This window comes from Shewanella sp. GutCb (genome assembly GCF_002836135.1).
GTDB lineage: Bacteria > Pseudomonadota > Gammaproteobacteria > Enterobacterales > Shewanellaceae > Shewanella.
The window spans coordinates 317,932-343,565 of the sequence record NZ_PJBL01000001.1; the positions used below are offsets into that span (position 1 = coordinate 317,932).

Annotated in this window: 20 protein-coding genes; 13 read left to right on the forward strand and 7 right to left on the reverse strand. The window is 44.0% G+C overall.

All coding sequences use genetic code 11. From position 1 onward, the window contains the following. The first annotated feature begins 26 nt into the window (after positions 1-26). The gene (locus CXF86_RS01420) at positions 27-1,646 is read left to right on the forward strand and encodes an ExeA family protein (RefSeq protein ID WP_102038159.1); all 1,620 of its coding nucleotides are present in this window, start codon (positions 27-29) and stop codon (positions 1,644-1,646) included. After that, on the forward strand, positions 1,646-2,662 hold the full coding sequence (locus CXF86_RS01425; protein WP_102038160.1) for a general secretion pathway protein GspB: 1,017 nt from the start codon (positions 1,646-1,648) through the stop codon (positions 2,660-2,662). Before CXF86_RS01420 ends, CXF86_RS01425 begins: the two co-directional genes overlap by 1 nt. A gap of 101 nt (positions 2,663-2,763) precedes the next feature. Here CXF86_RS01425 and nhaD read toward each other — a convergent pair whose 3' ends face one another. The 3 genes from nhaD to CXF86_RS01440 form a co-directional block, all read right to left on the reverse strand. After that, complete coding sequence (gene nhaD, locus CXF86_RS01430; protein ID WP_101092961.1) at positions 2,764-4,011, reverse strand: sodium:proton antiporter NhaD; 1,248 nt, start codon at positions 4,009-4,011, stop codon at positions 2,764-2,766. Between the two features lie 911 nt (positions 4,012-4,922). Then, positions 4,923-6,212 (reverse strand): glutamate-1-semialdehyde 2,1-aminomutase, encoded by a 1,290-nt coding sequence (gene hemL, locus CXF86_RS01435; protein WP_101092959.1) that lies wholly within the window; start codon positions 6,210-6,212, stop codon positions 4,923-4,925. Positions 6,213-6,240: 28 nt separating this feature from the next. Then, positions 6,241-7,260 (reverse strand): aspartate carbamoyltransferase, encoded by a 1,020-nt coding sequence (locus CXF86_RS01440; RefSeq protein ID WP_102038161.1) that lies wholly within the window; start codon positions 7,258-7,260, stop codon positions 6,241-6,243. A gap of 678 nt (positions 7,261-7,938) precedes the next feature. On the opposite strand from CXF86_RS01440, the gene lgt reads away from it, so the two are divergent. Further along, positions 7,939-8,724 (forward strand): prolipoprotein diacylglyceryl transferase, encoded by a 786-nt coding sequence (gene lgt / locus CXF86_RS01445; protein WP_101092955.1) that lies wholly within the window; start codon positions 7,939-7,941, stop codon positions 8,722-8,724. A 91-nt stretch (positions 8,725-8,815) separates the two neighbouring features. Here the strand turns inward: lgt and CXF86_RS01450 are convergent, their stop codons facing one another. Continuing rightward, complete coding sequence (locus tag CXF86_RS01450; RefSeq protein WP_102038162.1) at positions 8,816-10,972, reverse strand: TonB-dependent receptor; 2,157 nt, start codon at positions 10,970-10,972, stop codon at positions 8,816-8,818. Between the two features lie 407 nt (positions 10,973-11,379). Between CXF86_RS01450 and CXF86_RS01455 the strand changes: the two genes are divergently transcribed. Together CXF86_RS01455 and CXF86_RS01460 are read left to right on the forward strand one after the other, a co-directional pair. Further along, on the forward strand, positions 11,380-11,973 hold the full coding sequence (locus CXF86_RS01455) for a GDSL-type esterase/lipase family protein (RefSeq protein ID WP_101092951.1): 594 nt from the start codon (positions 11,380-11,382) through the stop codon (positions 11,971-11,973). A gap of 334 nt (positions 11,974-12,307) precedes the next feature. Beyond that, positions 12,308-13,036 carry an HDOD domain-containing protein gene (locus CXF86_RS01460; RefSeq protein ID WP_101092950.1) on the forward strand — a complete coding sequence of 243 codons (729 nt, stop codon included), beginning with the start codon at positions 12,308-12,310 and terminating at the stop codon, positions 13,034-13,036. A 56-nt stretch (positions 13,037-13,092) separates the two neighbouring features. On the opposite strand, the gene CXF86_RS01465 is transcribed toward CXF86_RS01460, so the two are convergent. Continuing rightward, positions 13,093-13,995 carry a LysR family transcriptional regulator gene (locus CXF86_RS01465; RefSeq protein WP_102038163.1) on the reverse strand — a complete coding sequence of 301 codons (903 nt, stop codon included), beginning with the start codon at positions 13,993-13,995 and terminating at the stop codon, positions 13,093-13,095. 175 nt (positions 13,996-14,170) lie between these two features. Here CXF86_RS01465 and metE point away from each other — a divergent pair, with 175 nt between their 5' ends. From metE to CXF86_RS01500, 6 genes are all read left to right on the forward strand, one after another. Beyond that, positions 14,171-16,441: a 5-methyltetrahydropteroyltriglutamate--homocysteine S-methyltransferase gene (metE, locus tag CXF86_RS01470; protein ID WP_102038164.1), complete on the forward strand. Its 2,271-nt coding sequence runs from the start codon at positions 14,171-14,173 to the stop codon at positions 16,439-16,441. Between the two features lie 237 nt (positions 16,442-16,678). Then, positions 16,679-17,014, forward strand: coding sequence for a hypothetical protein (locus CXF86_RS01475; RefSeq protein ID WP_102038165.1), 336 nt, complete (start codon positions 16,679-16,681; stop codon positions 17,012-17,014). 195 nt (positions 17,015-17,209) lie between these two features. Beyond that, on the forward strand, positions 17,210-19,273 hold the full coding sequence (locus CXF86_RS01480; protein ID WP_257985248.1) for a protein-disulfide reductase DsbD family protein: 2,064 nt from the start codon (positions 17,210-17,212) through the stop codon (positions 19,271-19,273). A gap of 120 nt (positions 19,274-19,393) precedes the next feature. After that, complete coding sequence (locus CXF86_RS01485) at positions 19,394-20,173, forward strand: DsbA family protein (protein WP_101092940.1); 780 nt, start codon at positions 19,394-19,396, stop codon at positions 20,171-20,173. Beyond that, entirely contained in the window at positions 20,173-20,697 is a 525-nt protein-coding gene (locus tag CXF86_RS01490; RefSeq protein WP_102038166.1) for a protein disulfide oxidoreductase, read from the forward strand. Before CXF86_RS01485 ends, CXF86_RS01490 begins: the two co-directional genes overlap by 1 nt. A gap of 206 nt (positions 20,698-20,903) precedes the next feature. Next, positions 20,904-21,113: a dodecin gene (locus tag CXF86_RS01500; RefSeq protein ID WP_101092934.1), complete on the forward strand. Its 210-nt coding sequence runs from the start codon at positions 20,904-20,906 to the stop codon at positions 21,111-21,113. Positions 21,114-21,156: 43 nt separating this feature from the next. On the opposite strand, the gene queG is transcribed toward CXF86_RS01500, so the two are convergent. Beyond that, positions 21,157-22,341 carry a tRNA epoxyqueuosine(34) reductase QueG gene (gene queG / locus CXF86_RS01505; RefSeq protein ID WP_101092932.1) on the reverse strand — a complete coding sequence of 395 codons (1,185 nt, stop codon included), beginning with the start codon at positions 22,339-22,341 and terminating at the stop codon, positions 21,157-21,159. A gap of 75 nt (positions 22,342-22,416) precedes the next feature. Next, a complete protein-coding gene (locus CXF86_RS01510; protein ID WP_102038168.1) occupies positions 22,417-24,300 on the reverse strand; it encodes a tetratricopeptide repeat-containing diguanylate cyclase in 1,884 nt (627 codons plus the stop codon). Between the two features lie 186 nt (positions 24,301-24,486). Here CXF86_RS01510 and CXF86_RS01515 point away from each other — a divergent pair, with 186 nt between their 5' ends. Both CXF86_RS01515 and CXF86_RS01520 read left to right on the forward strand, forming a co-directional pair. After that, positions 24,487-25,011, forward strand: a complete 525-nt coding sequence (locus CXF86_RS01515) for a phosphatase PAP2 family protein (RefSeq protein WP_101092928.1) — start codon at positions 24,487-24,489, stop codon at positions 25,009-25,011. 33 nt (positions 25,012-25,044) lie between these two features. Continuing rightward, positions 25,045-25,482 carry a DUF3069 domain-containing protein gene (locus CXF86_RS01520; RefSeq protein WP_101092926.1) on the forward strand — a complete coding sequence of 146 codons (438 nt, stop codon included), beginning with the start codon at positions 25,045-25,047 and terminating at the stop codon, positions 25,480-25,482. Positions 25,483-25,634: the final 152 nt, after the last annotated feature.

The following is a 25,634-nucleotide window of genomic DNA, read 5'->3' on the forward strand; positions in this document are numbered from 1 at the left end:
CTCCTCTAACAAGGATTAAAAGCAGTATGTATAAGGCTTTTTTTGGGTTGAAAGATAACCCTTTCTCTATAGCGCCAAACCCACATTATCTGTTTCTAAGCGATCGCCATAGAGAAGCGTTAGCACATCTGACCTATGGATTAGGTGAAACCGGTGGCTTTGTGTTGCTGACGGGGGAGGTGGGTACCGGAAAAACCACTGTGTCGCGTTGCTTACTCAATCAACTGCCCGAGAACACAGATACAGCCTTTATTCTCAACCCAGCTTTGACGGAGTTAGAGCTACTGGCGACATTATGTGATGAATTAGAGATAAGTTACTGTGAATCTCCAAGCCTTAAACAACTGACGGACCGTATCAGTACATTTTTGCTCAATAATCACAGTAACGGCCGTAATACGGTACTTATCATTGATGAGGCGCAGCACCTTAAAGCGGAAGTGCTTGAGCAACTGCGATTACTGACTAATCTAGAAACCGATACCAAGAAGTTATTGCAGGTGATTCTAATTGGCCAGCCAGAGTTACAGCAGCTGCTTAAACGGCAAGAGTTGCGCCAGTTAGCACAGCGAATTACCGCTCGTTACCACCTATTGCCATTAACGCTGGAAGAGGTTGGACTCTATGTTCAGCATCGACTGCAAGTGGCGGGTCGACACGAACCTTTATTCCATAAAAGTGCCATTAAGACATTACATAAGCACAGTGATGGCATCCCCAGGTTAATTAACCTGTTGTGCGAACGTGCACTAATGGCCAGTTATGCGCAATCTAAAGTGCCTATTGATAAAAATATGATCAATATGGCATCACGAGAAGTGTTAGGTGAAGAACCTGAAAAGAAAAACATCTGGCTTCCCATCGGCTTAGCAGCATCAATAATATTGACTTTTTCAGGGGCATTTTACCTCTTTAGCCAATCGGCAAACGACACCACAAATTCAGAACCTAATCGTTTCCCAGCTTCAGCCTCTAATGATGGAAGTGCGAGCACTGAGGTGAATACCACTACAACAACATTGAGCAGCAGTCAGCGAGTACTCAAAAATGCGATGGCACAAAGTCGTGATATCGACACCGCTTATGCCAGTATCTTAGGCTTGTGGGAGAAAGCGCCTTATATCGGCCTATCCGCCTGTCAATCTGCGCAGCAACAAGGCTTGTCTTGTTATCAGCAGCAGGGTAACTGGAATTCGATAGTGAGGTTAAACTTCCCCGCCGTTGTTTACCTTGTCGATGAGCAGCAACAAGCATTTTATGGCACCGTTGTCGCAAGACAAGGTGAGCAGATGTTACTGCAACTTAATGAGCAACAGTTGTGGGTTAAACGAGACTGGTTTACGCGACACTTTAGCGGTACGTTCGAAATACTTTGGCAAGCACCTCACAATCAAGTCAGTGAAATTGGTAAGTCTGCCAATCAGGCTCAATTGCAGTGGTTAGAAAATAGTTTAGCCATTGTGACAGAATCATCACCTCGATTAGTGTATCAGTTTGACGGCCAGTTAGAGCAAGCAGTAAAAGCATTTCAGCGGCAACATGGATTGGCGGCTGACGGTATTGCCGGAGCACAAACATTGGTGCAGTTAAACCTCTACTTAAGTGATGTCGGACCTCGTTTAGGTCAATCTAAGAGGTTGTATTAATGTCAATTTTACTCGATGCTGTGACGAGAGATAAACAGCAGTCTCAAGGTATCCAACATGATGTTGTAATGACGCCTAGAGCCCAATATAAGACGGTTAGCCATGAGCATCAAATGGCTAAACGCGCCGTGGTATTTGCAGCTTTACTGTTACTTAGCGTTGCGTTAGCGTGGTTATTGAGCCAAATGTTCATGGTAGAAAACAATAATAACGATAACGTCGCTAATCAAACGTTTGCAATCGCACCGGAGCAGAACCAACCGAATACACCGCTCAATATTGCATCAGCGGCGGGTCGTCAGTTTGAGGCTAATGACGCAAGTGTAAAGCTTGCTGGCAAAGTCGCGTTACCTGTAGCAAGGGCAATGCCTAACAGTGGACCTCAAGCCCGTCAAACATCGTTTGTACCCGCTGGCAGAGTGACAACGTCGAACGATGCAGCAGGTAACGATTTACTCGCGGCAGTACTTAAAGCGCAACAGAGTATTGAAGCGGACGAGAGTCCTGACGAAGTTAAGCCGCAAGCCGTTAGCAATCAACCCGATCCGATTATATTGGGCGCTAATGCTAATCAACGTGGTCAAGATATGTTGGCATCACTGCAATACGAAGTTGATCTTGCAGCTGCAGACGTTGGTTTAGATTCAAAGCCGAAACCACAAAATGACAATAACCTCGTTGCCGCTTTTGAAGCTGCGCTTAAAGATATCGAGCGAGAAAACGCATTTGCCACTCCGGTGACTCAGCCAGCATTAGACCCTATCCCTACCACGCCAAAAACGGATAGTATTCCTAAGTACGGGCAGTTACCCGCAGGCTTGCAGTTACAGGTTCCAGAATTTTCTATTAATGCGCATGTATACTCAAGTGTTGAGGACAATCGCTGGTTGAATGTGGATGGCGCTGAACTGCAGCAGGGCGATAAGATCCAAGGTAAACTCACCATTGTAGAGATTAGACCTCGAGATGTGGTGTTGTCGATACAGGGCACCGAATTTAAGGTCCCTGCAATCTAGGTGAATCTACTGACAACTGTTCTTCGAGCAGTATCGTCACTAAAAAGGCCTAACAATCGTTAGGCCTTTTTAGTGCGTATCACTTTCTGTTGTTGGTCGTGCTAGCCGTAGAAATGGTAAGCCAACAGTAAGGTCAGTGCGTAGCCGACGGAATAACATAGGGCTAGAGCTGGCACATATTTAAGATAGCTAACAAAGGTCAGTTCTTTTACTTTACTCATGGCGATAATGCCGGCCGCTGAGCCGATAACAAGTAAAGATCCGCCAACACCAACTGAGTATGTCAGCCCTAACCATTCAGGTGTATTAAGCGCGGGTTCGGCTTTTAATAATGCCGCGGTTAATGGCACGTTATCAAGTAACGCAGAACCAATACCGGCAACAAAGTTGGAGATGTTAGGGTCAAACTGAGTATAAACCTGAGTTAATAGATCCAAGGTGCCAATCTCTTTAAGCATGCCTACAAGCAGTAAAATCCCTAAAAAGAACAACAGGGTGTCGTATTCAACTTGACGGATATACTCCAGGATCTGCAGCTCCTCTTTATTGCTGCGTGTTGTATGCCCAACAAGGAACATCACCGACAGTCCGGTTAAAAAGGTAAGTACTGGAGGGATCCCAAATAATATGTTTAACACCATTGTCATTACAATCGTGGTAAAGAAGATGACAGCGATACCGATATCAACTGAGCGAACCTCTGTTTTAATGGGTGTCGTACAGACTTCGCCTTCAGCTTTAAGTGAAAATAGCACTGCTAGCAGCATGACGCTAACCGCAGCAGGTATAGATAGCATCAGAAGTTCTGACATATGGACATGGCCACCAAGAAAGATCATCAAGGTTGTCACATCACCTGTGATAAGCGCGACTCCACCCGAGTTAACCGCAAAAATGATGAGCACGGCCATGCGTCTACGTATGTTCTTTTCTAGGTTGAAAGTGGTGAGTAAGCCCAGAGAAACGAGCGTTGCGGTCACGTTGTCGCAAATAGCGGAAAGTACCAGTGAGAACAATGCCACTTGCAGCATTAACATGCGCACCGATACACGTTCAGGAAATAGCTTTTGCACCAGTACTTGGATCATTCCTTTGGCATTGAGATACGCAACAAAGGTCATGGTAGACATCAGAAACAACCATAAGGTGGCAATTTCCAGCAGATTTTCGTTTAGTTGTTCTTCGACTAACTTTTCATGGCTGGGATCTCCCGCGGCCATAAAGAGCACAATCCAAGAGATACATCCAAAAAACAGAGTGGTTTTAGCTTTATTTAGATGGGTAACTTCTTCAAACACAATACTCAACAACGCGAGTACAGCTAGCGATATTAAAAATGCGTACAACATAGGGCTACTCACAGACAGATTTTTATATTGGATACTGAAATCAGTACAGGCTTGCTCTAATTTAAGGTTTGTTTAAGCTTTCCTTGCTAGAGCGCGGCGATCAGACCACAGCATAAATAAGAACGCAACTGTTATCTGGATCAAAGTTATTGCAGAAACGTGAGCTTAACACTGTGGATTTTGTATAACTTAGTGTTAACCGCTGACTTGTTATTAATGTGTAGCGACAATGACTGTTTTTTCGTGGTTAAAATACACGCAGTAGATAGCTTAACTAAGAGAGATTGAATAAGAAATTATTGCCATTAAGCAAAAACATGTACTTGAATTTATATAACGGAAAATAGGCATGGTCAGATGATGGACTTTATAGTTAAAACTTATACCCGTTGTATTAAAAGTTCGACCATTATGTGGGAATTAAAAGCCCTGTAGGCAAGATGGGGCATTGAAACTAATCGTTATACTCGGCTCTGGCATCCTTGGTAATAGCTCTACCTTCGTCCATCCGCGGACTCGTATCTCCTGGATCTGACCGCCAAGGAGGGCGGGAATGTCTTATTTTGTATGGAACAAAATAGACCACTTAATCGTATATCGAAAACCGACAACGAAGCTTAAAGGGCTTTGCCATTTACTTTAAACGTCGGCCGCACTCGTTAAGCGACTCTGATTTTCCACTTCTGCTTTGCATTGGCTTAAACGGGAATAACCATTGCTTCACTAATGCGTCTTGAATTGAAAAGTCTGAGGTGCTCTGAATGGGTCAAATACTTAGTGCTGTGGCTACGATATAAGAGGATGCGAAAGCATCCTTTTTTATTATCTAAAATTAAGCCCATAAAAAAGGAACACCTAGGTGTTCCTTTGACGTTAACTAGGGTCTATAACCTTAACTGTATGCGTTAAGTCTAGCCTTTTGCCATTTTTGCAAAAACGCGATCAGCAGCAGCAAGCGTTGCTTCCAGTTCTGCTTCACCATGAGCCAGTGACATGAAACCTGCTTCATAAGCGCTTGGTGCTAAGTAAATGCCTTCATCGAGCATGCCATGGTAAAACACTGGGAATTTCTCAGCATCGCACTTGGTCACTTGCTCAAATGAGGTCACTTGCTCTTCTTCTGTAAAGAAGAAACCAAACATGCCGCCAACGTAGTTGATTGCCATTGGAATGCCGTGCTTGTTTGCAGATGCTTTAAGGCCTTCTGCAACATACTGTGTCTTAGCGGCGAGTTGCTCGTAAACACCGTCTTCACAAAGCGCGTCCAATTGTGCAAGACCTGCAGACATTGCTATTGGGTTACCTGACAGTGTACCCGCTTGATAAACTGGGCCAGTAGGCGCAATAAACTGCATCACATCTTTACGGCCACCAAAAGCCCCCACTGGCATGCCGCCGCCAATCACTTTACCAAGTGTTGTTAGATCCGGTGTTACGCCGTAGTGACCTTGTGCGCCGCCCTTAGAGACACGGAAACCCGTCATTACTTCATCGATAATCATCAATGCACCGTATTGGTCACAGATTGCACGTAGGCCCTGTAAGAAACCTTCAACTGGTGGAATGCAGTTCATGTTGCCAGCAACAGGCTCAAGAATGATGCAAGAGATGCTATCTGGATATTGCTCAAATAGTGCCTTAACCGAATCAAGGTCATTATAAGTTGCCGTTAAAGTGTGCTTGGCGAAATCTTCAGGAATACCAGGAGAGCTTGGCTGACCTAAAGTGAGTGCACCTGAACCTGCTTTTACGAGTAAGCAGTCAGCGTGGCCGTGGTAGCAGCCTTCAAACTTTAAAATGTTGTCACGGTTAGTAAAGCCACGTGCTAAACGGATAGCACTCATAGTGGCTTCAGTACCTGAACTCACCATACGAACTTGTTCCATTGAAGGCACCATTTCGATGACTTTTTCAGCCATAGTGACTTCAAGTTCAGTTGGCGCACCAAATGATAAGCCGTTTTCAACCGCAGCAAGTACTGCTTGACGAATTTTTGGGTGGTTATGTCCCAAGATCATTGGGCCCCAAGAGCCAACATAATCGATGTATTTTTTACCGTCGGCATCAAAGATATATGCGCCATCGGCTTTTTCAATAAAACGTGGAGCACCACCAACACTACTAAATGCGCGGACTGGAGAGTTAACGCCGCCTGGAATGGTTTTTTTAGCCTGTTCAAAGAGTTCGTCGGAACGGGTCATTTTAGATCCTTAAAAGTCAGTAGCTTGATTAAAATTCAGCTTTTCGTGAATACCAATTAACTGGGCGCTCATATTGCTCTAATTGAGAGTCAACACCAAGCGTCAGTGCAAACAGTGCCATACGAATTAATAAACCGTTATCAGCCTGCCTAAAGATGGCGAGGTTAGGGTGGTTATTAAGATCGTTATCCAGTTCATTTGCTTGCTTACGAGAATCTCGTGGCAGCGGATGCATGATCACTGTGTTCGATTTACAATGTTTTGTATAAATACTTTGGTTTAATCTAAATTTTCCACGGTATTTATTTGCTTCATCTTGCGAAGGGAAGCGCTCTTCTTGAATACGCGTTAGATAGAGTATATCAGCGCGGTCTAAATTGCCTTCAAGTTGATCTGTTATTGTGATCGTATGCCCAGCATTTTCAATGTCATTGATCACATAGTCAGGCATTGCTAACTCTTTCGGTGACACTAACGTGAAGCTGACATCCTTATACATACACAAGAGTCGAGAAAGTGAATGCACTGTGCGGCCAAATTTCAGGTCGCCTACCATAGCGATATGCATGCCGCTAATATCACGCCCACCTGCAGCGAGCTCTTTTTGAATGGTAAACAGGTCTAGTAATGCTTGAGTTGGATGCTCGTTTGAGCCATCACCACCATTGATGACTGGAACACGACTGCCCTCGGCAAATTCTTTAACTGAAAATGCTTCAGGGTGACGCATCGCAATCACATCTGAGTAGCTCGATAGCACTCTGGCGGTATCGTATAAGGATTCGCCTTTTGACAAAGAGGATGACGCCATACCCACGGTTTCATTCACTTTGCCACCGAGCAAGCTAAACGCGCAGCCAAAGCTGATGCGAGTACGCGTACTTGGTTCAAAGAAAAGATTGCCCAATACAGCTCCATCTAAGACGGTGGTGCGTTTTTGTCTTAAAGCATAAGGGGTCATTCGGGTGGCAACGTTGAATATGTTCTGTACGGAATCCAAACTAAGTTGGTTTACCGAGAGGATATGTGAACCTTGAAACTGAGTCATCAGCCTATATTTCCAATTTCTGGGGGGCTTTATAGCAGGCAATAAATCGCGGCTAGTGAGCCCTAAATTTATGTAGGGTGGCTGAGGCGGCACTATAGCAAAAATTCTGTTGCAGTGGAATATGCGCGCAATTGAATATGCTCACCTAAATGTTTACAGTTGGATGGGTTTTCGACCCACAATGACCGTTAATATCGTCGCAATTTGAAGATGTCGGCCGTGCTGATGATCAGATTGAAATAATGAGGTCACATTTTAGAGAACTAATTAAGTTCCCATGAGTTTAGGGGCAGCTGATCTTACGAGCTTGGTTTTTGTTCGATTCTTTACCGTAAGGAATAATTATTTTAGTACAAGGCTTGAGCGATGATTTAGCAACCTGAGCGAAAAGCGCGTAACGCACTCTAGTTGTAAAAGACTAAAAGTATTGAAACGAACCCTAAGGGCCGCGCTTCTTGGCTATTTTTACGGTGTTGTAGGCTATTTGTGGAGAATGACTAAACGACATAGCCTACGCCTTGTTAAAATAGCCAATAAACTGCGGCAAAAACAACCGTGAAAGATCTACAGCCACTATGTATATGGTTGTTAGCACTTGCTAAATCGTTTGTTGCAGGGTAAAACTGCGCAATAGTTTTAGGCGTTTTGATTTAAAGACATAGATCTGGAAGGTTAAATTTGGACCATATAATTTGGAATGTAGACCCTGTAGCGATTAGCTTTATGGGGCTTAAAGTACATTGGTACGGCATTATGTTTGCGCTAGCGATAGCCTCGGGCTTTCAGGTAATGAAGCGTATATATATAAAGGAAAAACTGCCGGTAGAGTCGCTGGATAACTTACTGATGTATTGCGTTGTCGGCATTATTGTTGGTGCGCGTTTAGCGCATTGTCTATTTTATGACCCTGCTTATTACTTCAGTCATCCAATGAAAATTTTCGCGATATGGGAAGGTGGGTTAGCCAGCCATGGTGGGGGTGTAGGGGCTATTTTGGCACTCTACTATTACCAGCGTCAGGTTAAGCTACCCTTCTTGTTTTTACTCGATCGCTTGGCGATAGCGACCGCTATCTTTGGCTTCTTCGTGCGGATGGCCAACTTTGTTAATTCAGAGATCTTGGGCTTGCCGACAGATGCACCGTGGGGAATTATTTTTGAGCGAGTTGATATGCTACCTCGCCACCCAGCGCAGCTGTACGAAGGGATAGCTTACTTATTAATATTTGTGTTGTTATGGGCGGTTTATAAGCTGACTGAGATGAAGCAGAAGCACGGCGCTATCTTTGGTTTGTTCTTGGTATTAGTCTTTAGTGCGCGATTCGCTATCGAGATGGTCAAGGTTAAACAAGCCGTTTATGCTGATGCATGGACATTTAGCGCGGGGCAACTGTTGAGTATTCCATTCTTGCTCGTTGGTGTTGCACTGTTAGTACTGCCTTATGTGCGTAAGCGTAAGGGATGATGAACGGCTAAACTTAAGTCTTGATTAGAGATAAAAGAGAGCCACTAGCGTTAAACGCTAGTGGCTTTTTTAATGTCTATTGATTTCGTTATTAAAACGGTAGTGTAAAGCCGATAGTGGCGGTGCGCCCCATGCCTTTGAAGTAACGTGTGTCTGTACCGACAGTCTGTGAGTAGTAAGTGTAATAGTCTTCGTTGAGCAAGTTCTGGATCCCGATGCTTAGGGTGCCGTCGTAGACTGGAATAGCGATAGATGCATCAACCGTGGTGTAACCATCAAAGTTGGCGTACACATCGTTATCCGCGTTTTTAAAGTCTTTATCCATATAGTAATTTGCTTGTACTCGGGTAGAGATATCGTTGTCGTAGTTATGGGTCCAAAATAGGTTAATACGATTGGGTGACATGTTGGCACCATCTAGATCAGTATCTACGCTTTGATCATTATTAGAATCGTACTCGCCATTTTGGATTGCGATATTAACGCCCACATCATCATGATCGCCTAGGTAAGCGGTGATGTTCGACTCGATGCCTTCAATAACACTCTTTTCGCGTTTAATCACGAACGAGCCGCTGCCATCGCCTTTTTCGACCATGCGTGAGCCGTAATCACTCGATGAGCGGTAATAAGCGATTTTGGCTGAGAAGTTGTCACCTTGGTAATCGGCACCAAACTCAATATTGTCAGTCACAATAGGCTCTAGCGCTAAGCTATCTTCAATACTTGGGTTCACGCCTTGAAAGTTATCGCCGTCTCTGAGTACGCGTCCAACGTCTGGCATACCAAAGCCTTGGTTGTAGCTGGTGTAGATCCGTAGCGCGGAGTTCAGTTTATAAGAAACGCCGATATTAAATAGCGTTTCGGTAAAATCGGGTGAGCCACCCTCGATGTGTTTGTCACCGTAACCGTATAACGTTTTGTAATCATCGACATTGAGCTTAGCGTATTCATAACGCACGCCACCCGATAGGGTTAGATTGTCGATGATGTCGTAATCTATTTGCGCGAAAGGCGCAATGTTATCGTAGGTGCTTTCAGGTACCCAAGAGGCGCCACTGACCACCATATCTTGCTCAGTTGTGTCGCGGAAGACATCCAAGCCGTACGCAATACTGACACCAGAATCGGCGATATTTTTGGCCAGCATTGATGCTTTCATGCCCCATTTAACTGACTTATTACGCGATTGCTCATAGTAGAGAGACTCGCCGTTGGTGCCAGTGCCACAGACTGTGACCTGATCGCTGCCTTCCATGCTTGGGTCGTAAAAGCTCGCCCAACAACCACCACCGTAAACCGCTTCAAAATTTTGATTGAAAAACTGTAGGTTTAGCTGCTGACCGCCAATGTTTTCATGGATATAGGTCAAGCTAGTGGTGGTGACTTGATTGTTGGCTGCTTCCCAAGGCTGGTCTTGTTCGATTGCGCCAGTAGGCACGTCGTTTTCTTTATCGCCTTTAACGGCCATATAGTTGCCGTTGTTTTCCATATTGTAATGGTTAACCATTAGCTCCAATCGAGACTCATCGAAATCGTGGCCAAGTTTGATAAAGAAATCGGCACTTTGGCTGTCCATCGACTCGCCTTGAGTGGTATCAACCCCAATCATGTCGTCGTTAGCATCGTAATAAACACCGTTATTGCGGTAACTGACAGAACCAATCATGTCTAAGTTTTCTGATTCACCAGAAAAGGCATAGCTGGTACCAAAGCTAATGCCATCACCGTCTAGGCTGTTAGGCACACTGACATCAAAACTTACTTGGTGCTTATTGTCGCCGGTGGGTTTTTTAGTGATGTAGTTGATGATGCCGCCTTGGGCACCTAAACCATGCATGGCGTTGGCACCATGAATAATCTCAATACGCGCGATCATCGCGGGATCAATCGTCTGCCCTGAACGACCGCCGCTGCGCAGTGGATTCGATTGCGGTACACCATCTATCATGATTAACGGGGCTCTGCCACGCAGTGTCTCACCAGTATTGCTCATTTTTTGGCGGCTTGGAGAGAAGCTCGGCGCTAAATTGCCAATGATGGTTGAGAGGTCTTTAGTGGTACGAAACTGCTCTTCTAATTGCTCTTGGTCGATGATGGTAACAGTATTAGGAATTGAGCTGACAGGCTTATCCATTCGACTAGCGGTGACGGTGATGATTTCTATATCTTCATCTTGAGCCTGAGCAATATGTGGCAGTAGTGTAGCTGAAATCGACAGTGCGACTAAAGAGGTCTTAAACTTCATGATAGATCCCGTAAAGCGGAGACACCGTAATAAATCAATCCCTTCCCTTGGTGTAGCAATCCTTTAAGGTGTGTTAACCGCGCATTGTAAATGATAATGATTATTGTTGATGGCGATTATGTCGAAGCCCATTTCTGCTGTCTATGTAAAGTTCAATTAGTTTAATGCAAATGATAAGGATTGTGATTTAGATCTAAGTTATGACTTTCTTTGAATGGTTTTATAACGTTAGTGGATGAATTTTAGGCGTTTAAACCCGAGGGCTGGGCGAAATTATATGTGAAATTAAACACAAATTTACAAAGGCTCTGTCGTTAAAGCGAGTGCTAAGTTGAGCTTTCAAATTGAAGCCAATAACTTGTATGCTAACTGGCATCTTTCCTTGCAACTGAAATAACAGGCCTCTAATGAGAAATAGCCTAATTTTTATTATATTGTCGCTCGCACTGCTGCTACAAGCTTGCCAAGAACCCAAAGTGACAGCATTGTCGAATAACGCTACCGTTATCGCATTCGGTGATAGCCTAACAGCAGGTGTAGGGGCGACAAAAGGGATGGATTATCCTAGTCAACTGGCAAATATGAGTGGTCTAAATGTGATTAATGCAGGGGTGTCGGGAGAAACAACTCGTCAAGGTGCTAAGAGGTTGCCTAGCGTATTAGCAAAACACTTGCCTGAACTACTCATTTTGCTTGAAGGTGGTAATGACTTTCTCAGAAATCAGTCTAAAGCGAGCACTAAAGCTAATTTGGCAACCATGATTGAACAAGCTCAATCACAAGGGGTGACAGTATTGTTGGTAGCGGTGCCTCAAAAAAGTCTGTTTCTATCACCATCGCCTATTTATGCTGAATTGGCAGACGAGTATCGATTAGTGCTCATTGAGGACGTACTCAGCGACTTACTGAGTCGTTCGAGTCAGAAGTCAGATGCCATCCATCTTAATGATAGTGGCTACTTAGCACTCGCCAAGTCCATACTTGAAAAGATAAACCAGTGATAAATCATGGTAAATGATGCCGTAGGCAGTATTATCAGTAAAAATTAGCTGAGGAATACTCAACGTACATTGGACTCCTGACTGAGTCGCTGAGGACTTTAGCAACAGCCAGCGAATAAAACAGACTAATTACTTGGATTTGTCGCACTAGTGCAGTCTTTATTTGGACTGTTAATCGAATCACAGATTTATTCACTGAACGAAATTAAATGCGCATTAGATGGCTGAAACTTGGTAAGCTAGGGAATGAGGGCTTGGCCCCAAATACCAATGGCTAAGAGCTTTAAGCTGATTGCGTATATCAATAAATATAATAAAAGGTTTAACGCTTGAAATGACAGATCTTGAGCAGCAGGTATTTACTCAAGTACGCGCTATTATCAGCAATGAAGAGCAGGTAATTGGCCGTAGAGGGATACTTATCCCGTTAAAAAAAGCCATCATTGCTGATGGTGATATTCGAAATGTGATTGATATTGTCTCGTCAGATCCGGCGTTATCGGCGCACTTACTGTGGCGCAGCAGTACGGCGAATCAAATCTCGGCCTCATCCATAAAGAATCGTTCATTGAAAGATGCTTTAGTGAGACTAGGGCAGGTGAACATCTATCGTTATGCGTTTACCTTTTATTTGAAAGAAAGGTTAGATGAGCTAAAAGAGCCATATAAAAAACTAGTTCATGGTTACTGGGCACTGACTGAAGCCGTTGCAACAGAGGCTGTTGATAGCCTACATCAAATGAATAGCTTTGATATCAGCCCAGATGAAGTGCAAACATTAGCATTATTTAGCGTATTTGGTGACATCATCGCGTTGACTGCGTTTGCTTATTTAAACCATGATAACGATAAGCCCTACTCGCTTAGTGTGCTTAAAGCCGTTATTGAAAATCAGCAACAAACGTTGACGATGGAAGCTTTCGAATCGTTGGGGCTCGATGAAGAGTTACGTGATGAGTTTTTGATCGCACATAATTTACGCCAAACACATAATGCTGCTTCACCAGGATTGGTGCTTCGGCGCACGCTCGCTAAAAGAAAGCTATTATTGCGACCGTTATAGAACATAAAAAAGCCTGCTGTTAGCAGGTTTTTTTTATGAGTAACAGTATTAAATCGTTAGTCGAGTTTCTGTTGATAAATCCCTTCCTTTGCCACCATCTCTAGCCAATGCTGCGCTAAACGTGCATTAGCCCCATTTCTGCGATAAGCACCAAACAAGGGTCTTTTTAACCCTTCGCTACCCAATTTAATGCTAACGAGGTTTAAGCCGTAGCTTTCGCTGATAGACCAGTTTGGTAACGCAGCAATACCATCTTTACACGCGATGCGTTGTAGTAACATCATGGTGAGATCACACTTAATCACCGGCCCTGCTTGAATGCCAGCAGGTTCCATGAAATGACGATAAATATCCAAACGTTCTAGCGACACTGGGTAACTTAAAATCGGCAAGTTTTCGAGTTGTTTTGGGGTGACATATTGCTCTTTTGCAAGCGGGTGATCACTGGACACAACAAGTCGCACTTCAAAGTCAAAAAGGTGTTGGTAAGCAATTGCTTGTCCTGGCACAGGATCTGACGTTAGCACCACATCCAGTTCTCCTAATTCAAGCGCGTTGAGAGAGTCGAAAAGATGGCGGCTCGAAAGATCGAGATCGGCCTGTGGATACTCCTGCCTGAACTGCTCCATAACGGGCATTAGCCAGCGAAAACAGCTATGGCATTCAATACCGACACCAAGCTTGTTATCGCCCTCTTCAAGTCCCTTTTTGAGGTCAAACTCGGTTTCAATGACTTTAGGTAAAATATCTTCTGCCAGGTTTAGCAATCTGGCACCTTCTTGGGTGAAAGAGAGAGGCTTGCTTTTTCGCACAAAAATGGTCGAATTAATCCTGGTTTCAAGTTCTTTGATCTGATGAGACAGTGCCGACTGCGTGACAAAGCGTTTCTTGGCAGCTCCAGCGAGGCTGCCGCTTTCCTTAAGGGCAACTAATGTACGTAAATGTCTAAGCTCTATCATTTTATCCTCAGATGAAATTTTCTCATGTTGCTCTTGAATTCATTTCGATTGCGATGAAAGAGACTATCACAATAAACTTCTAGACGTCCAGACATCCTGATGGGTATTGGAATAATGCTATTCAGATGAGCGTATGCCTGAATTTTGCTCATCTTAACACTAGAAGGTATACAGTATGCAATTAAATAGTTTGGGTTTCCCTAGAATAGGTCGGTTACGTGAATTGAAGTTCGCTGTCGAGAAGTATTGGAGAGGAGAGAGTAGTCAGAATGATCTACTTGATATTGCGAAAGAATTACGTGCAACACACTGGCGCTGGCAGGCTGATGCTGGAGTTTCATTAATCCCGGTTGGGGATTTTGCATATTATGATCAGATCCTTAATTTGAGTGCCACTTTAGATGTGATCCCCGTTCGTCACCGCGGTGAAAATGGGATAGACCTAGACACTTTGTTTCGCGTCGGTCGTGGCCGAGCACCAACAGGAAAAGACGCTCCCGCCGCAGAAATGACCAAGTATTTCAATACTAACTATCACTACATCGTGCCGGAACTCACCGAAAATCAACAATTCGGTATTGGCTATGAACAAATATTTGAAGAGGTCGCAGAAGCACAGGCGTTAGGCTATCAAGCCAAACCGGTACTGCTTGGGCCTGTGTCATTTCTTTACTTGGCAAAAACGGTCGATAGTGAGTTTGATAAACTGTCATTGTTGCCAGCGCTATTAATCGCCTACGGTAAAATATTGGCTCGATTTACGGCGCAAGGCGTTGAATGGGTGCAGTTAGACGAACCTATTTTAGCGCTCGAGTTAGATAGCCAGTGGACCGAAGCGATTACTCAAGCTTATCAAGCGCTAGCAAGCAGTGAAGTGAGTATTCTACTGGCAAGTTATTACGGTAGCATCGCCCATCATCATACATTGGTGGCTAAGTTACCCGTAGCAGGGTTACATCTTGATCTTGTTAGTGGACCCGAGCAGCTCGCGCCATTTGTTGAGACGTTAAGAGCAACACAGGTGCTATCCGTTGGTGTCATCAATGGCCGCAATGTATGGGCGGCAGAACTGGACCATATTGCAGAATCTATCTCAAATGTGGCCAATGATCTTAAGCAGCGACTCTGGTTAGCACCATCATGTTCATTGCTGCATAGCCCTGTCGATTTGGAAGTAGAAACCCAATTAGCGCCAGAATTGAAACAGCAACTTTCTTTCGCAAAACAGAAACTGTCTGAACTGAGCAAACTTAAGCAGTTGTTGATAGATCCTAATTCAACACAAAGCCTTGAGATTGTTAAGCAGTGTGTAGCGCGACGAACCGTTAGAGCAAAAGCGGCTAATCAAGATGTCATTGCCAGAGTTGCAGGGTTAAGCGCGGCTGATTACGAGCGTGATGATGTATTTACAATACGTCAAGCAGCGCAAAGGCAGAAATATAAACTGCCGTTATTACCCACGACGACGATTGGCAGCTTTCCTCAAACCCCAGCCATTCGCGGCTTACGAGGTCGCTGGCGTAAAGGAGAGATCACACTAGAAATCTACAATGAGCAATTACGCCAAGTCACCAAAGATACGGTTGAACGTCAGCTAAAGCTTGGTCTTGATGTATTAGTGCATGGTGAGGCTGAACGTAATGACATGGTGGAATACTTTGGTGAGCAGCTTGATGGTGTCGGCTTTACGCAATTTGGCTGGGTACAAAGCTATGGCTCTCGCTGTGTTAAGCCGCCGCTTATTTATGGTGATGTATCGCGCCGCAGTGCTATGACGGTTGAGTGGGCTGAATTTGCTCAAAGTCTGACTGAAAAACCGGTGAAAGGCATGCTAACAGGTCCGGTAACCATCCTGCATTGGTCATTTGCCCGAGAAGATATCAGCCGTGAACAGATAGCGACTCAGATTGGTTTGGCGATTCGTGATGAAGTGGTCGAGTTGCAAAATGCGGGGATTGGTATTATTCAAATCGATGAACCTGCGTTTCGTGAAGGCTTACCGCTTAAAAAGAGTGATTGGCATCACTATCTTAACTGGGCGGTTAATGCCTTTAAATTAAGCGCAGCAGGTGTGGTAAATGACACCCAGATCCACACGCACATGTGTTACAGCGAATTCAATGAAACCATCGCCGCAATAGCTGCAATGGATGCGGATGTGATTACCATTGAAACCTCACGTTCACGGATGGAGTTGCTGAACGCATTTGAATATTTCAATTATCCGAACGAAATTGGTCCAGGCGTTTACGATATTCACAGCCCGAACACTCCGTCGGTTGATGACATTGTGGCATTAATGGAAAAAGCAGTGCAAAAAATCGATGTGCAGCAACTGTGGATTAACCCTGATTGTGGTCTTAAAACACGTACTTGGGATGAAGTTGAGCCAGCGTTGATCAATCTTGTTGAAGCCACCAAGATCCTCCGTAGAAAATTAAGCTAAGAGGGCTATATTTATCCTCAGTAATAGCTCCAATGACACTTAACTTCAGTGAGTGTCATTGGACTCAAATTGAACTTAATTACATCGAGACAAAGTTATTTCTATATCTTGATGAACTAAATCTGCTAAAGCTCGGTCTTATCTGTTATTGGCGCATGACGCTGGTGATAATCGATAGTTCTGGAGTTCGTTATTCGCTTTTTTTGCAAAAAACAAACCACTAATAATGGAGTCGTCATGGTTTTTACTGTGCTGATTTTTTTATGTTTGATGCAAAATAGTCGAATATTTCATACTATCAATCAGATTATTAGCCATGATGTGCCGCAATTCAGCACGCAGAGTTTGACGGCAGAACAATCTTTGGATGAATTAACCGTAAAGGCTTGTGAGCTATCTGCAAAATCTTTACGGGTTTGCATGGATGAACCGAATCTAAGCCTTGTATTGCTATTGCTGTTTTTCATTCCAATGTTACCTATCGTTTTCCGCCAATTGCATTGGGTTCTTGATGTTCCGATTCTGCCTAAACCACGGCGAATACACCTCTTTTTTTGTCGTTTTCAAGAGTAACGTATAAAAGTCATTAGCTTTACCGCTAAACTGACTCTATTTGCGCTTTACACCATCTTTTATCAATATATTTTGCGCTTACTGTGACTCAGTAAGCCTTTTGAAAATGTGCTGACAGCATAACGACTTAGCTCAAAAAGCTCAGCCTCTTTATTGCTTAGAGAGCTGAGATTATGCATTTCTACGGAGACGAAATTGAAAATTGTTAAACCCTTGTTACTGATATTTGGCTTGTTAATATCGAGCTCAACCTTTGCCCAATCTACTGGGTGGATTGAAAATCCAAATCACCCGCCAGTTACCGCTAAGTTCATGCTTACTGGCGAGCTAGATCCCGTAAGCAAGACCTTGCCGGCGGTGTTAGAGGTTAAGCTTGACGGTGATTGGAAAACCTATTGGCGCAGCCCTGGAGAAGGCGGCATTGCTCCTAGTATTGATTGGGAACAATCGGAAAACCTTGCCAATGTAAGTTGGGACTGGCCCACACCAGAAGCCTTTTCATTACTGGGTTTACAGACATTTGGATATAAGCATGATGTGATGTTTCCGATGTTATTACAGAGTAATTATATTAATAAACCTATTAAAATTAAAGGTTTGCTCACGTTATCTAGCTGTACCAACATCTGCGTGTTAACCGATTATGAAATAAACCTAAACATTGATCCTAAGCGTATGACAGCGGATCCCGCCGCGATGTTTGCCTATAACAAGGCAACATCGAGCGTGCCACTGCATAAGACTGACGCCGACATTAACCTTGGTTGGGATCAAGAAAAGCGACAACTTGAAGTGTTACTAAACGAGGGCGATTGGCAATATCCGCAATTGATTATTGATGGTGAACCCGACGTTACCTTTAAATTAAAAAAGGTAGAAACCAGTACCAATGATCAAGGGGTTAAACAACTAAAAGCCATTTTTGATGGTAGCAGTTGGTTAGGAGAAACGGATCTCATTGGTAAATCGTTAAATGTCACTGTGATAGAGGCGGATACGGCTATTGAGTACAGCGCACCGGTGACCGCGGTGGATATTATTGATAGTGGATCGTCATTACTGACTATGTTGCTGATAGCACTACTCGGTGGTTTGATCTTGAATGTCATGCCGTGTGTGTTACCGGTTCTCGGTATGAAGTTAAGTGCAGTTGTGGCCGCGCCAGAATTTAATAAAACTAAGATAAGACAACAATTTTTATCGTCAGCTTTAGGTATTTTGGTCTCTTTCTGGCTGTTAGCGGGCTTTATTCTTACCCTAAAAGTCACCGGACAAGCAATAGGTTGGGGCGTGCAATTCCAAAACCCTTGGTTTATTGGCTTTATGGCGCTAATCACCTCTGTATTTGCCTTAAACATGTTAGGGGCATTTGAAATTAACTTGCCTTCTAGTGTGCAAACAAAGCTGGCGACGACCGGTGGCAATGACAACCGTGGTCACTTTTTACAAGGGATGTTCGCGACACTATTGGCCACACCCTGTAGCGCACCTTTTTTAGGCACTGCAGTCGCATTTGCACTTGGGGCAGATGCTATCAGCTTGTTTGTTATCTTTACGGCCTTAGCTGTCGGAATGGCGTTACCATGGTTGATGGTCGCGGCAGTCCCGCAAGTGGCGAATTACTTTCCAAAGCCCGGTCGCTGGATGAATGTGGTTAAGGTTATTTTTGCAGGCTTATTGTTACTCACCAGTCTTTGGCTTATTAGCTTATTAGCCAACTTCATTTCAACGGGCATTCTATGGGTTGCTGCGGCGATATTAGTGCTGTTATTTATCACGTTGATGGCTAGGGTTCATGGCTCTGCTGCCGTGATCGCCAGTATTAGCATGGGTATTCTTGTCAGTGCGATAACTGCTTTTGCCACATCAGATAACTGGGCGCGTCCGTTACCCACAGATCTTAGTTGGACTCCACTGCAACAAAGTGACATTCAGGCAAAAGTCGCTGAAGGGAAAGTGGTCTTCGTTGATGTGACCGCAGATTGGTGTATTACCTGTAAAGCCAATAAAGTCGGGGTGATATTACAAGACCCTGTTTATAGCCGCTTAAAACAAAATGATATAGATCTTGTTATCGGTGATTGGACTAAACCTTCGGCGCCTATTACCGACTATTTACAGAGCCATAATCGCTATGGCGTACCGTTTAATGTGGTTTATGGGCCCAATGCTCCTGATGGGATCGAACTGCCTGTGATTTTGTCTTCAAAGGAGGTGATCGCAGCGATCAATAAAGCCTCTGCTAAAGGTCCTTTTTAGCGTATACGGCAAACCTAACTCGCTAGCGACTATAGTGACAGACGCTAGCGAGCTAAACCTATATGACTGAAAACGGTTAAAAGGACCGTTTGAAGATAGTATTTTTAAGAGAGTATTAAGATGACATTAAGCGTAAAAGCAAAAAGCATAATAGGCGTGGCTCTAGCGGTCATATTCACATTTATCGGGGTTCAAACGGTGAGTAGCGCAAGTGTTAAAGCGGATGAAGGTAAGCTTAGTGCAGGGCAACAGCAAGAAGTTAAGGGTATATTGAAAGAGATGCTGCTCAATGACCCAGATCTGCTTAAAGAGGCGATTATTGCTATGCAAGTACGCGAGCAAGGTTCGCAGAAAGCGAGCGCTAAGTCGCTCATCAAGCAGTATCAACAGGCGCTATTTAATACAAAAACAGATCCATGGAAAGGCGCTGAGTCGCCAGACGTTACCATGGTTTATTTTACCGATTTTAACTGTCCTTATTGTAAAAAGTTAGAGCCAGAGTTGGAAAAATTAATAGCCGAATTTCCTCAGTTGAAAATCATTATTAAAATGGTACCGTTACAGGGACAAAGTGCTGTAGAAGCGGTCGAGTTGGCGCAAACGGTTTGGCTGAATGAACCTGAAAAATACCTTGCACTTAAAAAGACTTTGATGGCAGCGCCTCGCCGGCTCGACTCCGCGACTATCGCCAAAGTGGCCAAGTTAACACACACGCAGAAGTGGCTGGGTAAAAATGACAGCCGAGTGGATGCCATTGTGGATGAAAATCTACAGTTAATGCGACAACTCGGTCTTCGGGGAACCCCAAGTATGATTATTGGTGAGCAGATAATCCCTGGTTTAGTACCGTTTGAAACGCTTAAACAAGAGGTTGAAAAAGCGCTTAAGGCACAAGGATAATGACGAAGCCGAATGCCTCTAAATCCCTATTGAGTAAAGTACTTTATGGGGCTAAACAAATAGCTATTATGCTGGTGGTTTTCACCTTGTTTTCTGCAGCGTTAGATCTGTGGCGCAGTAAAGATATCCCCACCGATAATCTGCCAGACTTAAAAGCGATGACTCTAAATGATGAGCCCGTAGATATTCTGGCGATGAGTTATCAGGAGCCTGTTCTGCTGTACTTTTGGGGAACATGGTGTCCAGTGTGCAGCTTTGTTAGTCCATCGGTTGATATAATGGCGTCACAATATTCGGTGGTGACTGTGGCGATGAACTCCGGCAGTGATGAAAAACTCAGCCAGTATTTGAAGCACAAACAATATGATTTCCCAGTGGTTAATGACAAGAAGGGGCTACTTTCCCGAGACTTTTCAGTCAATGTGACGCCGACGTTGATGGTGATTAAAGACGGTGAACTGCAGTTCTATACCAGTGGTTTTACCAGCTTACCAGGAATGTGGTGGCGAATGCTGTTGGCATAAAGCCAGCTGTTCCCTCATGTTGTATTCAGTCTAAGGTAGCCAAGTCGGCTACCTTTTTATTATCTATTATATTTGTGCACTGAAGAGTTATCGGTGATCTGCACTCTGCTAAGCACTTCATCATTATAAATGAAATGGAAAACACCGCCGTCATTGGTGTTCTATACTGGTTAACATCTTTGTGTTTAACCGCGTTGGAGCTAGCCATGAGTCATACTTACAAGATTATTGAGCTTACAGGTTCATCCCCGATTAGTTCGGATGATGCAATAAAAAATGCCATTGCGGCGGCAAATGAGTCAATACAGCATATGCGCTGGTTTCAGGTGACGGAAACTCGGGGTCATTTGGAGGAGGGGATGGTGGCTCATTGGCAAGTGACAATCAAAGTAGGTTTTACACTTAATCCCAAATAAATACAGTTAATATACCGAAGGGCTACTCTATTGTGAGCAGCCTTTAGGCATCTCGTGGCAACCCTTTTTCTACCGTCCGAATGACCCGCTGTGTTTTACGGCTTAATAGGCTCTGTTTGGTACTTTGTTGTTCGAGTGCCCAGTCAATATGTTCAGCTACCATCTCATCAACTTCATCCGATAATTTGCGCGCTTCAAGTGCCGACATGATGGATGCTGAAGTCGGTGCATTGCCAAGAGCGATAGCGATATTTCTAAGCCAACGTCGATGACCTATTCTGCGGATCGCACTGCCTTCGGTTAGCTTTAAGAACTCAGCTTCACTCCATGCAAATAACGTCAATAATTCAGGCTGCTGTAACGGAGTGCGAGTGTGAAAATCTTGTTCAGCGGTGATAGGTGCCTGACTATTGATAGGACAAACGAGTTGGCAATCATCACAACCGTAAATTCGATTGCCTATGGCCTCACGAAACTCGACCGGAATAGCCCCTTGTAGTTCAATGGTAAGGTAGGAGATACAGCGGCGCCCATCAACCACATAAGGCTCGACAATGGCGTTAGTCGGGCATGACTTAATGCAGGCCACACAGGTGTTACAGTTCTCGCTTACCGGAATATCGACAGGCAGAGGCAGGTTGATAAACAACTCACCGAGGAAAAACCAACTACCAGCTTCTTGATTGAGCAGTAAGCTGTGTTTACCCGTCCAGCCTAAGCCCGCTTTATCGGCGAGAGGCCGCTCTAGCACCGGCGCTGAATCGACAAAAGGACGGGAGTTGGATTTACTGAACCCCATCTCTTTTAGTTCAGCCTCTATTCGGTCTCCCAGCTTTTTGAGTCGACTACGGATCATTTTATGGTAGTCTCGGCCGCCTGCATACCGCGAGATATAGCCTAAGTTGGGATCTTTTAGATTGGTGGCAAAGCCTGCATTAGGGGGCAGGTAATCCATTCTTGCGGAGATGACTCTTCGGGTACCAGGGTGTAACTCATGTGGCCTGGCACGCATCATACCGTGATTAGCCATATAGCCCATGTCACCATGGTAGTCGTTGTCTAGCCATTGCTGCAGTTTAGGTTCTTCGGCCGTTAGATCTGTGTCGCAAATGCCGATCTGCGCAAAACCTAACTCTTGACCCCAGGTTTTAATTTTAAGGGCCAATTCGCCGAGTTGAGTGGGCGTTAAGGTATCAATTGCTGCAGGTAGTGAAGGAGTGTCTGGCATAGCTCTAATAACGGCTTGAAGTAACGGCTAATGATAGCAGTTATTGGGAGGGAATAGGTATCCCCGCCTTCTTCTCTAACTCATTTTTACTTGGTTGCGTCCATTGCTTTTGGCTTGATAGAGCGCATCGTCAGCTTTTTTGAGGAGCAGTGACAGCTTATCATCTGTGGTAGAAAGGCCAGCAACCCCAGCACTGATGGTTAGAGCAAAGCCCCGTGGAAACTTGCAGAAGTTAGCTTCACAGACTGTTTTTATAAGATTCTGAGCAATTTTATACGCTTGAGCTTTATCTGTCTCGGGTAAGATTATCAAAAACTCTTCGCCACCAACGCGTGCAGTTGGGTACTCGGAGGAGAGTATTTCTCGACAGGTATCAGCAAGCAGTACTAGCGCGTGATCGCCCACCTCGTGACCGAAGTTGTCATTAATAAGTTTAAAATGGTCAGCATCAAATATAATCACAGATAACGGCGTTTGTGTTTTCTTTGCTTCCTCAAAACAGCGCTGCGCTTTGGTATAGATATAACGACGATTAGGTAATTGTGTTAAATGGTCAGTCAGTGCGAGTTCCGATAATAATTTGTTCTTTTGCGATTGCTTATAAGCAAAAAAGGAAATAATAATGATAAGGAAGCTGCCGAGAAAAATGATGATCCCTTGCTGGATTTTATTTTGCTCTAACATCGCAAACTCAATCTCCTTGAGCCGCTGATTTTCTATCAGGTGGCGATTCTCTGCTTCTATTTGATCAACATTAAAGCGAGTACGCATTTCAGTTGTATAGCTTGAAAGCCGCTTTAAATCGAGTTCTTTATGTTGTTTCACATACTCATTAAGCGCGCGGTAAGCTTGTTGCCAGTTATTTTGACTCAGAAATATTTGGCTTTCGACTAGCTGCAATTCTGCTAAGCCTCGGATGTTTTTTACACGCTTGAAGGCTGCTCGTGCTAATGCTAGGCTTTCGTGAGCCTGAATTAACTTGCCATTGGCAAGGTATGTTTGCGCTCTAAATAGGTGCATAAAGCTGTAAAAGGCTTCATCGGTAGGCAAAATAAAAGGTTCAGCTTCATTTAAATATTGATTAACTTTTTTAAAGTCACCTAGCTTAATCAAGGTACCAGCCATATTTACCGCTACCCTTGCTTGTTGTAACTCTTGTTTATTGGCTTTCCAGTATAAGTAGCCTTGTTCGAAAAGTTTTTTGGCGGTCTGTAAATTACCTAACTCTTCTTCGGCAATAGCAATGGAAACTGTTACAGCAATAGCGGCATCAAAGTCTTTGTCTGTGATGTAGCTATGTTCCAATTTTTTATAATAACGAATCGCATTTTTTTGATCGCCAAAACGACGATAGCTGGTGGCTATCTCGTAAAGGTTGAACTTTACCCATGCAGGCAAATTTAAACTTTGATACAGAGATTGAGAGGTGATTAGGTCTTCAAGGCCTTGGGTGAAATTTCCTTGGTAAGAATTTAAGTAACCGCGAATACTTCTGGCATCAGCAATCAGGCGTAGGTCTTCTAATGCATATGCATCATTTACCGCCTTGTTATAGCCTTTTAGCGCTAACTCGACATCCCCATTCTGCTCAGTAAACCAAGCTTGGCACAGTTCTAAGTCTAATTTATGGCTTGGGAAGTCAGCTAAATCTGGTTTGGTTAATGCGTGTTGTGCAAAGGCTAAAGCTTTGGAGAGTTGGTCTGCTTCGTTGGGATCAAATGCCCAGCAACGCACGCGAGTTAGCTGCAGTTGTCTTGAAGTATCATCTTTAGCGATTATTGCTTCTAGTCGTTCAATATAGGTGTTAAGCGTTTGGTTGTTAATCACAGTACCGCTATTAATCAAGGTAAATAGCGCATCGGCTTTATCTGTGTTGCTTTGCTCGGCATAGCAGAATGAACTCACTGAAAGTAAGTTTGCAAATAGCATGATTTTTACTAACAAAAACGGCTTTGGCATTTAGCGTTTGCTTAGTCCTGAAGTCATTGATATTCATGGTTAGCATACACGATATAATATTTTTAGAGTCATTTTTTGGTCACTAAGGCTAGCAAGCCAATATTGCCGCCGACAAGTTTTGCATTTACTAGTTGGGATCTGTATAACAACGCCGTGTTTAAAGGACTAATCCTCAAAGGTAATGTAATGAAAAAGATTTTGGCTTGTTTGCTGATGCTGATGAGTTGGTCAGTATCTGCTAAATCAGATTTAGAGCAATCAGGTGATATTTTACATCTTCTCATTCCAGTCGCTGCGCTCGGTGGCAGTTTAATGTACGAAGATGACTACGAGGGCGCATGGCAGTTGGTTAAGACTGGCGTGGTTTCTCGTCTTGTTGTCGAAGGGCTTAAATATACGGTAGATAAAGAGCGTCCAGATGGTTCGGGTGATGATTCATTTCCGTCAGGACATGCTGCTGATACCTTTGCTGCAGCCACATTTGTACAGCAACGCTATGGTTGGAAGTGGGCTATTCCTGCCTATGTTGGCGCGGCATATGTTAGCTATACACGGGTAGAAAGCGATAAGCATCAGCTCGAGGATGTGTTAGCGGGCGCGGCAATCGGTGTACTATCTGGCTTATACTTTACCGACCCATATAAAGACATTACCATCACGCCAATTGTAGGTAACGGCAATTATGGCGTGTATATTAGCGGCACTTTCTAGGCCGTATTGTAAAATTGTAATAGAGATCAAAAAATGACTGAAGTAAACGCTGAATATAAAGCTCGTGCTGAGCTGGTGGCATTAAACGTGTGTAATACCGTTATGCCAATGGATCAAATCCCAGAGAGCTTGTTAGAAGCTTATGCCAACCTTTGTAATGAGTTAATTGAAGATACCGATCTTAAATTCAATAGTGGCTGGAACGCCTTACCAGCTAGCGCCAGAGCACTATTGCCGCAAGAAGATTTTCACGGTTTTTATATTGCTAATGCTTGGTTTCAATTGAGCCGCGTAGCACAAGATATTGCCGACATGGCCGACTCAGATGATGAGATCGCCGAGAAAGAATACAACGGTATTTTCACCCGTTTATCAGATGCTTCACTCAAAGAGAGTGTTCGTAAGCTGAAGAAAGCCCGTACCGATCGCTCAATGCTTAACAGCATTAAAGCCGTTATCGAAGGTAAGTAAACCCTTACGTTTGTGTTAGCGTTAAAGAATAAGGCCATGGGAAACCATGGCCTTATTTTTTGCTGTGCCAAATAGCGCCAAGGGTTAAATATTTGATGATTTTATAGCTCGTTAGTGGACCGGAACGAGTTAATGACACCGCCAATCATCTG